The organism is Bradyrhizobium sp. 164, assembly GCF_023073715.1.
GTDB lineage: Bacteria > Pseudomonadota > Alphaproteobacteria > Rhizobiales > Xanthobacteraceae > Bradyrhizobium.
The window spans coordinates 34,606-47,721 of the sequence record NZ_JADPKA010000013.1 but is presented as its reverse complement, the minus strand read 5'-3'; the positions used below and the strand labels follow the sequence as shown (position 1 = coordinate 47,721).

The 13,116-nt window shown below is 60.7% G+C and carries 10 protein-coding genes and 1 pseudogene; 5 read left to right on the top strand and 6 right to left on the bottom strand.

The window, feature by feature from the left end:
* Positions 1–247: 247 nt before the first annotated feature.
* Together hemN and IVB01_RS04685 are read right to left on the bottom strand one after the other, a co-directional pair.
* Positions 248–1,582 (bottom strand): oxygen-independent coproporphyrinogen III oxidase, encoded by a 1,335-nt coding sequence (gene hemN, locus IVB01_RS04690; RefSeq protein WP_247333137.1) that lies wholly within the window; start codon positions 1,580–1,582, stop codon positions 248–250.
* Positions 1,583–2,714: 1,132 nt separating this feature from the next.
* On the bottom strand, positions 2,715–3,041 hold the full coding sequence (locus IVB01_RS04685; RefSeq protein WP_247333135.1) for a GcrA family cell cycle regulator: 327 nt from the start codon (positions 3,039–3,041) through the stop codon (positions 2,715–2,717).
* Positions 3,042–3,598: 557 nt separating this feature from the next.
* Between IVB01_RS04685 and IVB01_RS04680 the strand changes: the two genes are divergently transcribed.
* Complete coding sequence (locus IVB01_RS04680) at positions 3,599–4,834, top strand: cytochrome P450 (protein WP_247333276.1); 1,236 nt, start codon at positions 3,599–3,601, stop codon at positions 4,832–4,834.
* A 521-nt stretch (positions 4,835–5,355) separates the two neighbouring features.
* Positions 5,356–5,904 carry an EAL domain-containing protein gene (locus IVB01_RS04675; protein ID WP_346658342.1) on the top strand — a complete coding sequence of 183 codons (549 nt, stop codon included), beginning with the start codon at positions 5,356–5,358 and terminating at the stop codon, positions 5,902–5,904.
* Positions 5,905–6,360: 456 nt separating this feature from the next.
* On the opposite strand, the gene IVB01_RS04670 is transcribed toward IVB01_RS04675, so the two are convergent.
* The 4 genes from IVB01_RS04670 to fixL form a co-directional block, all read right to left on the bottom strand.
* The gene (locus IVB01_RS04670) at positions 6,361–7,059 is read right to left on the bottom strand and encodes a helix-turn-helix domain-containing protein (protein ID WP_247333133.1); all 699 of its coding nucleotides are present in this window, start codon (positions 7,057–7,059) and stop codon (positions 6,361–6,363) included.
* A 103-nt stretch (positions 7,060–7,162) separates the two neighbouring features.
* Complete coding sequence (locus IVB01_RS04665) at positions 7,163–7,582, bottom strand: response regulator (RefSeq protein WP_247278990.1); 420 nt, start codon at positions 7,580–7,582, stop codon at positions 7,163–7,165.
* Positions 7,583–7,626: 44 nt separating this feature from the next.
* The gene (gene fixJ / locus IVB01_RS04660; protein WP_247333131.1) at positions 7,627–8,244 is read right to left on the bottom strand and encodes a response regulator FixJ; all 618 of its coding nucleotides are present in this window, start codon (positions 8,242–8,244) and stop codon (positions 7,627–7,629) included.
* Positions 8,245–8,247: 3 nt separating this feature from the next.
* The gene (gene fixL, locus IVB01_RS04655; RefSeq protein ID WP_247333129.1) at positions 8,248–9,765 is read right to left on the bottom strand and encodes a sensor protein FixL; all 1,518 of its coding nucleotides are present in this window, start codon (positions 9,763–9,765) and stop codon (positions 8,248–8,250) included.
* 188 nt (positions 9,766–9,953) lie between these two features.
* On the opposite strand from fixL, the pseudogene IVB01_RS04650 reads away from it, so the two are divergent.
* The 3 genes and pseudogenes from IVB01_RS04650 to ccoN all read left to right on the top strand — a co-directional run bounded on the left by IVB01_RS04650 (position 9,954) and on the right by ccoN (position 13,107).
* Positions 9,954–10,837, top strand: a pseudogene (locus IVB01_RS04650) (universal stress protein).
* Positions 10,821–11,246, top strand: a complete 426-nt coding sequence (locus IVB01_RS04645) for a CBS domain-containing protein (RefSeq protein ID WP_247302481.1) — start codon at positions 10,821–10,823, stop codon at positions 11,244–11,246. Before IVB01_RS04650 ends, IVB01_RS04645 begins: the two are co-directional and overlap by 17 nt.
* A gap of 211 nt (positions 11,247–11,457) precedes the next feature.
* Positions 11,458–13,107 carry a cytochrome-c oxidase, cbb3-type subunit I gene (gene ccoN / locus IVB01_RS04640; RefSeq protein ID WP_247333127.1) on the top strand — a complete coding sequence of 550 codons (1,650 nt, stop codon included), beginning with the start codon at positions 11,458–11,460 and terminating at the stop codon, positions 13,105–13,107.
* Positions 13,108–13,116: the final 9 nt, after the last annotated feature.

Below are 13,116 nucleotides of genomic sequence, written 5' to 3'. Positions count from 1 at the left end.
AACTTTGTCGGTCACGCCGCTTGAGCGGACTGCGTTGCAGTCGGGGGCGTCCAATTCCCGGCAGCAACTCGCCTAGCTGACTTCGCGGCTAGGGCCGGGCCGGCTCTCGTCGCACAGCTGCGCACGGCGTCCTTTACGAATTTGGCGCTGTACGTGAGTGCACCAGGTGAGCGAAACTCGTTACCCGGGCTTCTGGGCGCGTAACGGAAGGTAATGCATTCATACGATCAGCGCTCCTTGGCTGGCCTTAACAGAGCGGCGCGCCGAGATAAGCATCGAATGCGGCGGCCACAGCGCGAGTTAGAAAACGATGCTCCTGCCTCACGCGGATGAATCCCTTGTCCACCTCCACGATCCCATCCTCGGCGAGCATTGCCAAGCGTTCGGGTGAACCGAGGAACGGGACCGGGTCAAATCCATGAGCAATGCAAATTGCCGGCACGTCGACCTCGAAATCGCACATCAGCCGCTCGATGATTGCGGCCCGGACGCGGTCTTCGAGGCTGAGACAGTAGCCCTTTGACGTCGCCAGACGGCCGGCTTTGATTTGGCCGCTGTAAGAACCCGCTGCAACTTCATTCTGGACGTAACCATCGCCAACTCGGCCGATGGCCGACGGGCCGAAACCGATGACTTTATGGCAGGTGTCGGCCGAGTAACCCAGTGAGTTCCGCCGCAGGCGACCGGCTTTCTGCGCCAGCGCGAGCTCATCGTCCGGCAAGGCGAAATGGTCAAGTCCGATTTGGCGGTAGCCCGCAGCAATCAGTGTATTGGCCATTGCCGCGGCCTGTTCTGCACGGGCAGGGCTGTCTGGCAGCGCTGCCTCGTCGATCAGGCGCTGATTCTTCTTAAAGGAAGGAACGTGCGCGTAGCCAAATACCGCAAGCCGGTCTGGTCGCATGGCCACCGCCGTAGTCGCGGTCTGAACGCAGGACTGCACCGTCTGATTTGGCAGACCGTAGATGAGGTCGAAGTTGATGCGCATTACTCCATGCTGCCGCAGCATTTCGACAGCGCGCTCTGTTTGTGCCTCACTCTGAACGCGGTTAATGGCCTTTTGAACAATTGGATCGAAGCTCTGGACGCCCAGGCTCGCGCGGTTCACGCCGGCAGCCGCTAACGCTTCGGATGTGGCGAGCGTGAACGTGCGCGGGTCGATCTCAACAGCGATGGCGGCCGTTTTCGAAACCGCAAAGCGGCGGCGCAGAAGTTCCATCAGTGCCCCGAACTGCGCGGGCTCGATGAGGGTCGGCGTTCCACCGCCGAAGTGCACGTCGCTCACAGGCAGCCGTTGCGGCACCTGCGCGGCGACCAACTCGATCTCCTTACGAAGAACCGCCAAATATTCTAGGATGGGTGAATCCCGGCGAGTGATGCTTCGAGCGAAGCCGCAATACCAGCAAATCGATCGACAGAACGGAACGTGGAAATAGAGCGACACGGACTCATTAACCGGCAGGCGCTGCAGCCATTTCTCAGAGGCTTCGGCGCCGACCACCGTGGAGAACTGGGCTACAGTTGGATAGATGGTGTACCAAGGAAGGCGAGCATCGCAATACTTTTCCAGGACCGAGGTCTGCAACGATTGTTATCCTATGTTTACGAAGTTTGTGGTCGCAAGCGAAGTCTTTTGCATTCCTTTTTGCCGACAGTAGTCCGGAATGTCGCTAGACAATTGGAAGCTTGCGTGACGGCCGATCTGCTGACGAAACGCGGTGTGGGATAGCAAGCCGTTCCTCTCGAAGACAGAGAACAACTGCTGCAGGCGAGATACTCGAATCAACACGGCCACGGCGGGGCCCCAGATTCAACTCCGCTTCGCTAATCTCCGACGTTCGCCAACGAGACATCCACCGGGGCTGTTGACGCTGCTAGAGCTCGAACTGCTCCACGACCTGACTCGTGCGAGGTTCATCGATCAAAATTGATACGTCGCCTCGCAATCTTCATCAACTTACAAGGTTTGGTAGTTGACTTCTGCCTGGCGTATTCCCCATCCACCCAGGGATCCTGCGCCGCCTCGGGGACATCCCGGTACATAGTCGAACTTCACCAATGCGAGGATCGTCGGTGTCGCGCGGCGCCACGGCTGTTGGCGTGAGTGTGTTCTCGCAGTTGGTATGGAAAAAGTAATGAGCCGGGTAGGCGAGCGAGAAGTGATCGATGCAATTGAACAGCCGTTTCAGACTTGCCACCGGGTGCACAGATCGTCAAGGCACCTATGGTGGGTGGTGGTCGTCTTCGCGTGTCTGGGCACTGCAGGAGTCTATTTTTGACCGACGTCAGACAATATGTCGAGAGCTCGGCGGTCCGTGAAGTTGCTCCAAGGCTGAGCTTGTCACCGACGCCGGGGCGGTACCTGTCGGAGGTTCCATCGGGACAGGCTCACGGTCAAGCGGCTTCACCCGAGCTCGCGTCCTCGTCGGGCACGGAGTGTGCAGAAACTTCCAAACACGGCGCAACCAGGACGTCGGGCCCCGAAGACGCATAGCCGAAAACGAGGCTCAAGAACCAGAACGCATTCTTCTTCTAATTCAGTGCATCCAGCCTCTTGAGATTGGATGACTTGACCTACGATCGAGCCTCCGCCGCGAACATTCTACTCGACGCCACTGTTCGTCCCATAGCCACAAAGCGCGCAAACCAACAAGCAAATCGTCCGGATGGACCAAGTACGGCGCATAGCCCGGGAGATCGCGGCGCGCCTGATAGTTCTACGCGGTATTCCTGACTGCCTCAGCTAGCATCGCGTAAAGCTGCCGCTTGCTCATTTCCTGAGGCTGGCTATCTAGCGCCTTTTGCGACAGCTTCTTTCCGACGCAATCGCGACCAGCCGCCATCGCCGTCGGCCCTCGCTTCGGGGCGGGTCTAATCTTGGGTTTTGCTGTTGGTGGCTTGTGACCTCGAGTGAGGCCCAACCGAGCTAGCCTGCCGCAAACTGCGTTGCGACTGCACTCGAGATGACGCGCGATCTGCGCGGCACTCCGTCCCGCGGCCCAGAGCTTTTCCAGCTGTGCCAATTCTCTTTTATTCCAGCGCATGGACGCTACTTTAGTGCCAGTTGTGACGTCAGGTTAGTTTACTCTTCGTCCGGCTCGCGCACGATCGCCGGTTTGGTCTCCTGTTCATTCATTCTACGAAAGCCCGCATCGCGAGTGAAGGAAACGAGTGTCCTTGGCAAACCGCGCTCTCTTCTTAGTCCCTACCGTGATTAGGGTCCCATCTGCTCGCGCAATATAAGTAGTCGAGTGGCAACCGGGCGTGCCGCTGGGTGCCATCGCGGCGAGTGCTTGCGCCTGATGTTGACTACCACAAAAGCGAGTTCGCGCGCCTCCCCAATCTTGATAGGGGAGCTTCGCTCGCCTTTCCACTATTCTTTATCGACGGGGGCCGAACCAAGTTCCCAAGTAACTTCGGCCGTAAGGTAATTTCAGAGTTCTGACGATTGTGCGAGCTCTCGCGAAGCCGAGCCATGGACATGCGTCACACATTGTTACTGTAGGGCCCAGCTCGTTGTGTTTCGACCGAGCTTCCATGCGAGTGCAAATAGCGCATGAGCCGAGCTTTCAAAATTGCCGCCAATGTCCGCGAGACAATCATGACAGACTTATCGGCAGAGAACGCTTGCGAGGAGGCTGACATCCCGCTGAGCCGCCTTGATGTAAGCGAGCCCAAGCGCTTTGAAGATGATACCGTTTGGTCTTGTTTCGAGCGGCTGAGAAGGGAAGATCCCGTCCATTATTGCGAAGACAGCCCGTACGGTCCATATTGGTCGATAACGAAATACCGCGACATCGTAGCCGTGGATTCAAATCACACAATATTCTCGTCAGAGCGAAGCGTCACAATTGTGGACCCGCCGCAGAAGTATTGGAGTCCCAGTTTTATTAAGATGAGTCCTCCTGTCCATGCTCAGCAGCGTAAGACTGTCAGTCCGATCGCGGCATCGGAGAACCTGGCGAAGCTTGAAGGCTTGATCCGCTCGCGGGTTCAGAAGATCTTGGACGGTTTGCCGCGCAATGATACCTTCAACTGGGTCGATAGAGTCTCCATCGAGACGACCCAAATGCTGGCCACGCTGTTCGACTTTCCATTTCAAGATCGACGGCTGCTGACCTACTGGTCGGACGTAGCCGCCTTGAGTCCACAAATGGGCCACCAGATCGACAGCTGGGAAAAGCGAAAGGCGGTGCTGTCCGAGTGCTTGGACTATTTCACACGGCTTTGGAGCGAACGGGCAAAATCCGAGCCGCGCGCTGACCTAATCTCTATGATGGCGCATTCACCGGCGACCCGAAACATGGAGCCATGTGAGTTCCTGGGCAACCTCATTCTGCTGATTGTTGGAGGTAACGATACTACGCGCAACTCAATTACGGGTGGCGTCTTGTTCATGAGTCAAAATCCGTCCCAACTGCGAAAACTCCGCGATGATGCTTCGCTAATGCCGGGGGCGGTATCCGAGATTATACGATACCAAACGCCTATCGCGCATATGCGCCGGACCGCTGTGGACGATTTCACGATAGGGCACAAGCAAATCAGGCGAGGCGATAAAGTTGTGATGTGGTACATCTCTGGCAACCGAGACGACGACGCTATTGCTAGCCCCAACAGCTTCATCATCGATCGAGAACATGTACGGCAACATCTCTCTTTTGGCTTTGGGATTCATCGTTGCATGGGTAGGCATCTTGCAGAGCTGCAGCTGAAAGTCCTGTGGCAGGAGATGCTGAAGCGATCTCTGGAGGTAAAGGTGGTCGGCGAACCGGAGCGAGTTCAATCCAATTTTGTGCACGGTTATTCCGCACTGCCGGTGCAGATTCCAGGTTAGTCTCGGTTGCGAGCGACATTCAACACTGGTTATATCGTGCAGAACCAGTTAGGACCTCGTGGAGACCAGTTGTCTCGGTAAGTTCACCGGGGTTGCCTTGCGGGCTTCTGGGTGTTTTGACGATTGCCGGCAGGGCCACAGCGTCGCTATCCCGCCGAAGACCTGGCCGGGCGGTTGCGATATTCATCGCGCCACCCCCTGGTGCCACCTCCGACGGCCTCGCTTTCTGTGTCCTGGTTGTGCTCCGCCGAGCGGCCCTCTCGCCTTGTTCTGGGCGAAACGGTCGCTCGCGTTCACCTTGGAGGGATGGTGAGCGGATCGGCTCTCTCCGAGAAGCCCCAAGTGGCGGACCGATCCGTAATGGCTTTGTTTCCATGGGCGATCGCCTGCCGGAACTTTCCGCCCCGGTCGCTTGGCTTCAAAAAGCGCGTCCCACCCGACAGTTCTGTCATGCGATATCCCCTCGACATGCCTGAGCGGGCAAGGCCTTTTTGGCGGTAGGCTGATCGCGCTTAAGCGGCGTGAGCGGCGCTCTGAGGCTGTTCGATGCCCAGATTGACGACCGGGTGCTGATGGAAGCTTGCCGTGAGGCCGCGTCGTGGAACCGACTCTTGAGGATCGCCGTCAACGTCTCGGCCGCGCAATTCCGCAGGGAGAACCTCGATGCGCAAGTCCGAAAGGCGCTGGGCGAAAGCGGGCTGTCGCTGGCCGGCCTCGAGCTCGAGATCACCGAAGGCGTGCTGATCGAGGATGTCTTGCGCGCGAAGAAGACGATGCAATCGCTCAAGAGCCTCGGCATCCTGATCGCGCTGGACGACTTCGGGACCGGGTATTCCTCGTTGTCCTACCATCGAGGCCTTCCCTCTCGACCGGATCAAGATCTATCGGGCATCCGTTGCCTCGCTTGGACAGAACGAGCGATCGTTGGCCATCGTTCGCGCTGTCATCGGCTCGCTCAGGGTCTTGGCGTGCCGGTGCTTGCTGAAGGGATCGAAACGAAGGTCCAAATGTCGCTCCTTGTCCAGGAGGGCTCTGATGAGATGCAAGGCTACTTGATCGGACGCCCGTAGCGTCTTGCGGCGGAAAGTCGGTCCAAGCCGAGGGTCCCATCTGTCGTCCAGTCGGCCTCATAGGGGAGATTGCGGCGGGCTCGACAAAGTTGTCTTCAGGATTCGGCATTGAAGGACCCGGACTGAGATCCAGACCAGCGTCACTGGTGCGAGAGCTGCCAGCAGGCCCAGTACCGCGAAAATCAGGATGATCTAGAGGACGTCAACATCCGCGCCGCATTCGCCTGCGCGCACCGTAACGTCAGGCCGGCTGCTAGGCCACAACCTGATGGGAGAGGTCGAACCGGTTTGGTCGTTTTGGGCTTCAACTCCGCCGGAGCAGTTGGCACACGTTTTGGCAACTCTGATCCTCTTGGCCGGAAACGCAGCCCGCGGCTTGATTGCGGCAAGAAAGGCCCACCAAAATGCGTTCGGCGGGCCAAGTCGGAGAGGAGAAACGCGGCCGGGTGAAAGCGATCAGGCATCGAGATTGTGCAGGCGCTGGCGGTTGCGCAGTACGATCTGGCGGGCGCCGGAGAAGCCGAGTATGCGCTTTGCGTGAAGCTGCGAGAGCGCGCGCGACACGGTCTCGAGCGTGAGGCCGAGATAGTCGCCGATATCGCGCCGACACATCGGCAGTGCCATCATGCCGGCGACGGCGAGGCGGCGATCCATTTCGAGCAGGAAGGTTGCAACACGCTCCATCGCCGTCTTGCGCCCCAGCAGCAACATGTGATCTTCGGCGTGACGCAGCTCGCCCGCCGTCATGACCCAGAGCTTGCGCGCGACCTGTACGTCGGTGCTGGCGGACCTTTCGAGGCTGGCTCGCTCCACGAGGCGTACGCTGGTAGCGATAATCGCTTCGGCCGCAAGGCGATGCGTCTGGCCGGGTTCGAGGCCGAACACGTCACCGGGAAGATGGAACGCGCCGATCTGACGGCGGCCGTCGGAGAGCAGCTTGTAGCTGCGCACCGCGCCGGAGACGACCTGATAGACATATTCGGCGGGCTCATCCCCGCCATAGATCTCCTCGTCCTTGCGATAAGAGAACTCGGTGGCAACGAGGCCGGCATGTCCGGCGATCGCGCCGAATTGTTCGGAAACGGAACGCGCGGGAGCGATCTTACCGCCGGTTTGCGTCTTAATCGCCTGGGTCTTGAGCGTCTGGGTCAGCATCTGCGCCATCTCCGTTGTGATGGTGCATTGGTACGCGGGATCGCGCGATCCGGAAATTTCGAGCGATATCTTAAGGAGGTTTACCTACGGAGAATCCCGTAGGTCAGTGGCCGCGCCTGTCCTGGATGGCGTGGCGGATGCATTTCGCCAGGTTTTCATCGAGGAGCGGCTTCAAAATCACGTCCGTGATCCCTGCCGCCGCTGCCTTTACCGAGATATTTCCGTCGGGATAGCCGGTGATCAGGATCACGGGCCTGTCGGCGTCGGATTGGCGCAGCCGCCAGGCCAACTCGATGCCATTGATGTCAGGCATCTTGTAGTCGATCACGTAGCAGTCCGCGCCGGGCGGGGTCGTCGCATTGAGCAGCGCCGGAGCGCTCCTGAAGGTCCGCACGGCAAAGCCCTCGGTTTCCAGCAGGAAGCGCAGGGATCCCAGCACAGCGGCATCGTCGTCGACCACGTAGACGGTGGGCTTTGCCGATGCGCCTGGGGGCCGCTGATGGGGCGAGCCGATCTCGATCATGCCTGCGTGGCTACCACAGGCCCGCACACGTGCCTTGACCTGCCTCAATCCTTCAGCATGCCGGCGCGCATCGCCAGCCGGACCAGTTCCGAGAGGCTGTTGGCCTGCATCTTGGTCATCACATTGGCCCGGTAGACCTCGATCGTGCGCGGGCTGATGTCGTATTCGCGGGCGATCAGCTTATTGGAGAGACCTGCGATCAGCCCCTCCATGATCTGGTGCTCGCGCGGGCTCAACGAGGCCACACGGGCGGCCATATCCTGCGCGATAGCCTCGTTCTTGGCGACCGGTTCGGCCCGGCGGATCGCGGCCTCGATCATGGTGACGAGGCGGTCGTCCTCGAACGGCTTTTCCAGGAAGTCGACCGCACCAAGCTTCATCGCTTCGACTGCGAGCGGCACGTCGCCGTGACCGGTCATGATCACGATCGGGAACGGACTGTGCTGCGCCTTCATGCACTTGAGAAGCTCGATTCCGTCAACGCCCGGCATGCGGATGTCCGAGACCACGCAGCCGAAGGCGAGGCCGGGCAGGCCGCCGAGGAAGCCTTGCGCATTGTCGAATAGGGTGACGCCGAAGCCGCAGGAATCCAGCAGGAAGTTCAGCGAGTCCCGCATCGCCTCGTCGTCGTCGATGACGTAGACATGTCCCTTGGTTGTCATGAATCAGTTCTCGTCGGCTGCCGGGAGGGTGAAGCGGAATGTTGCGCCACCCGATGCGTTGCTCTCGGCCCACATGCGGCCGCCGTGAGCCTCGATGATGGAGCGGCTGATGGACAGTCCCACGCCCATGCCGGTCTCCTTGGTGGTGAAGAAGGTTTGAAACAGGTTTGAAATGACGTCGCCCTGGAAGCCGGACCCGCTGTCGGACACCTCCACTTCGATCACATCATCGGCGATGCGGCTGTTGCCAATAACGAGCTCGCGCCGCGGCGACTGCGCCATCGCTTCCAGCGCATTGCGAAACAGATTGACCAGGACTTGCTGGATCTGCACCCGGTCGGCGAGGACGAGATCGGCGTCCGGATCGAGATTGAAGCGGAGCTGCACGTTCTGCTCGCGGGCGCCGGCAAGCCCAAGCGCGCCGGCTTCCTCGATCAGCTTGGACAGGCTCTCGACCCGCTTCTCGGACTCGCCGCGAGACACGAAGTCGCGTAAGCGCCGGATGATCTGGCCGGCGCGCAACGCCTGTTCGGCGGCGCGGTCCAGCGCGCTTTCGATCTTCCGTGTGTTCGGATCGCTGCTGCCGGCGAGCAGCCGTCGTGAGCCCTTCATATAATTGCTGATCGCCGCCAGCGGCTGGTTGAGCTCGTGGGCGAGCGCAGAGGCCATCTCGCCCATCGCGGTCAGCCGCGAGACATGGACGAGCTCGGACTGCAATTCCTGGAGCCGCGCCTGGGTCTGTTGATGCTCGGTGAGGTCGCGGATGAATCCGGTGAAATAAGGCTCGGCGCCCGACTGCATCTCGCCGATCGCCAGATGCATCGGAAAGGTGATTCCGTCGCGGCGCTTGCCTGTCACGATACGCCCGATGCCGATGATATGCGGATCTCCGGTGGTGCGGTAGCGCGCGATGTAGCCGTCGTGGCGGGTGCAGTCGGGCTCAGGCATCAGGATGCTGACGTTCTGGCCGATGGCCTCCTGCTCGGGCCAGCCGAACAGGCGCTCGGCCGCCGTGCTGAAGAGCTGGATGATGCCGTGGCCGTCGATGACGATCATTGCATCGGGAATGGTCTGGAGGATCGACTGGAGGTGAGTCTCGCGGGTGCGCAGTGCCTCCTCAACCTGTTTCTCCTCGTTGACGTCGAGAAAGATGCCGCTGAGATGGCGGGCGGCACCGGCGTCGTCCCGGATGAGACCTGCCCGGGCGCGAATCCAGCGCCCCAGGCCTGAGGCATTGGCAACTCTGAAGGATACGTCGAAGCCGCCGCCGTGGTCGACGACATGCTCGATCGCGCTCTCCAGGCGCGCGCGGTCCGCGGGACCGAGGCGCGAGAGAAGGAGTTCATAGCTCGCCGGTTGATTCCGTTCGATGCCGAGCAGCATTCTCGCGGTTTCCGACCACTCCAGCTCGCGCATCCTGAGATCGAGATCCCAGGTGCCGACGCCAAAGCCTTCGATCCGGACGCCGAAATGCTCGCCGCGAGCGTCCTCTGGCGGATGCGTTACGCGGCTCAGCGACAAGCTATTGCTCCCATTCTCCCGCGGAGGGGTCCCGTGGCGGCAATTTCGCCCAAGGCCGGACCGGAGGCAAGTTCGGATGTCTGATCGGCGGATTTCTCCCAACTGGGCGCCGAAAATTGATCTACCTCATCCTGCCTTGCGTCGGCGCGGCTAGATTTCCACAGCAACGTACTGCCCGGAGGCTCCCGATGACATATCCGACCGTGGTGGTCAGCCTGGCGCTCGATCAGCCCAACGAGGCACGTCTTCAGGTCGCGGGCGAACTCGCCGAGCGGTTCGAGGCGACCATTGTCGGCGTTGCCGCGGCGCAGTTCGCTCCGCCGCTCTATTTCGCAGATGGCGCCGAGGCCCTAGGCTGATCGATCGGGAGCAGGCTTCCGTCAGGAACGCCTTGCCGAGCTGGAGGCGCAATCCGCGCCGCGACGAAGGCGCGCGGCGGACACTCGGAATGGCGCAGCGCCCTGGATTTTCCCAGGCGGTTTGTCCTGGCGCAGGTGCGGTGCGCCGACATCGTCGTCAGCGGCGGATATAGCCCGCTTTCTCCGATGCCTTTTCGCTTGCAAGCCTGAAGGATCTGGTAATGCAGGCTGGCCGGCCGCTCCTGATGATAACCGACGGAGTCAACTGGCTCGATGTGCGTAGCGTGCTCATAGTCTGGAAGGACACGCCCGAGGCACGGCGGGCGGTTGTCGATGCATTGCCGAGGCTGCGCAACGCGAAGGACATAACCATCGTCGAGCTTTCGGAATACGCTGGCGACGGCTCGGCCGCGATGGGGCGCGTCACGGACGTTGCCACATGGCTCGCTCGCCACGGCCTCGCTGCGATCGCGCGCATCCCGGAAGCCGCGAGAAACCAAACCGCCGCCGCGCAATTAGAGAAGATCGCCTATAACATCGGCGCCGGCTTGATCGTCGCCGGCGCCTACGGTCATTCGCGCTTCCGCGAGCTGATCCTCGGCGGCGCCACGCATCATCTGATGACGCAATCGGCCCGCTGCATGTTCCTGTCGCACCGACGGCCGGCGAACCCAGACCAATCCAGGAGGACGCGCCGTGTACAAGTCTCTTGAACAGACCGTCGGCGGCTACATGACACGCAACGTACGGACGGCTCAGTGCGATCTCGACCTGCTCGAACTCAGCGAGATGTTCGAGCGCGACGATTTCAACTCCTATCCAGTCGAGGATGACGGGCAGGTGGTCGGCATCGTCACCAAATTCGACATCCTGAAGTGTTTCGCCTTCACGCCGAGCCAGATGCTGCCGCGCTATCCCGACCTGATGAGCCGCAAGATCGGCGACGTCATGACGCCCGAGTTCATCTATGTCAGCCCCGACACAACGCTGACGCGCGTGCTCCAGATCATGGTCGAGCATCGCATCAGGAGCATCATCGTGCTCGACGGCGCAAGGAAGCTGGTCGGCATCATCGCCCGCGAGGACGTCATCGCGGCGCTCAAGGCGACGGCGCGGTACTGACGAAACTGCCTTGATTCCCGCGATTTCAAGCTCCGTGATCTCCCGGAGGCAATGCTTCGCGGTGTGCGCCGTGCCGTGCGCAAGCAATTGATACTACTCCCTGATCCGCATCGGTCTCACGTCAACGGAAATCCAGCTAGCTTGATTTCAATCAATTCCCCGCGAGGGCGGATGTGGTTTCTGGCGGCGTGTTCTTTCAGAGAGAATCCGCATGAGCCAGCCCGCCCTCTCCAAATCCATGACGTCAGGTGAAAGCGGCCTGGCTGTCGTGTTCGCAATCACCGCCTTCTTGTGCGTGATCGCCTCGGCCAAGGCGCTCGACGCGCCCTTCGCCTTCCACGCTGCGCTCAGCGCGGCGGCGAGCCTGGCGGCGGTGTTCTGCATAATCAACCGGTACTTCGATCGCCCGGCGGCATTGCCGCCGGCGGAGATCAACGGCCGCCCCAACTACAACATGGGCCCGATCAAGTTTTCCTCCTTCATGGCGATGTTCTGGGGCATCGCAGGCTTCCTCGTCGGCCTGATCATCGCCTCGCAACTGGCCTGGCCGGCGCTGAACTTCGATCTGCCCTGGACCAGCTTCGGCCGTCTGCGTCCTCTGCACACCTCCGCGGTGATCTTCGCCTTCGGCGGCAACGTGCTGATCGCGACGTCCTTCTACGTCGTCCAGAAGAGCTGCCGCGTGCGCTTGGCCGGCGACCTCGCGCCCTGGTTCGTCGTGATCGGCTACAATTTCTTCATCCTGACCGCCGGCACCGGCTATCTGCTCGGCGTCACCCAGTCGAAGGAATATGCCGAGCCGGAATGGTACGCCGATCTCTGGCTGACGATTGTGTGGGTAGCCTATCTGCTCGTCTTCCTTGCCACCATCATCAAGCGCAAGGAACCGCACATCTTCGTCGCAAACTGGTTCTATCTCGCCTTCATCGTGACGATCGCGGTCCTGCATCTCGGCAACAATCCGGCCCTCCCGGTCTCGGTGTTCGGCTCCAAATCCTACGTCGCCTGGGGCGGCATCCAGGACGCCATGTTCCAGTGGTGGTACGGCCATAACGCGGTCGGCTTCTTCCTGACCGCCGGCTTCCTCGCCATCATGTACTACTTCATCCCGAAGCGCGCCGAGCGGCCGATCTATTCCTATCGGCTGTCGATCATCCACTTCTGGGCGCTGATCTTCCTCTATATCTGGGCCGGTCCGCATCATCTGCACTATACGGCGCTGCCGGACTGGACGCAGACGCTGGGCATGACCTTCTCGATCATGCTGTGGATGCCCTCCTGGGGCGGCATGATCAACGGCCTTATGACGCTGTCGGGCGCCTGGGACAAGCTGCGCACCGACCCTGTGCTGCGCATGCTCGTCGTCTCCGTCGCCTTCTACGGCATGTCGACCTTCGAAGGCCCGATGATGTCGATCAAGGTGGTCAACTCGCTCAGCCACTACACCGACTGGACCATCGGTCACGTGCATTCCGGCGCGCTCGGCTGGGTCGGCTTCGTCTCCTTCGGCGCGCTCTACTGCCTGGTGCCGTGGGTCTGGAATCGCAAGGGCCTCTACAGCCTGAAGCTCGTCAACTGGCACTTCTGGATCGCAACCCTCGGCATCGTTCTCTACATCTCGGCGATGTGGGTGTCGGGCATCCTCCAGGGTCTGATGTGGCGCGCCTACACCTCGCTCGGCTTCCTCGAATATTCCTTCATTGAGACGGTCGAGGCGATGCATCCCTTCTACATCATCCGCGCCGCCGGCGGCGCCCTGTTCCTGATCGGCGCGATGATCATGGCCTACAATCTCTGGATGACGGTTCGCGTCGGCGAAGCGGAAGTCCAGAGGCCCGTCGCTCTTCAGCCGGCGGAATGAGGAGTTTTC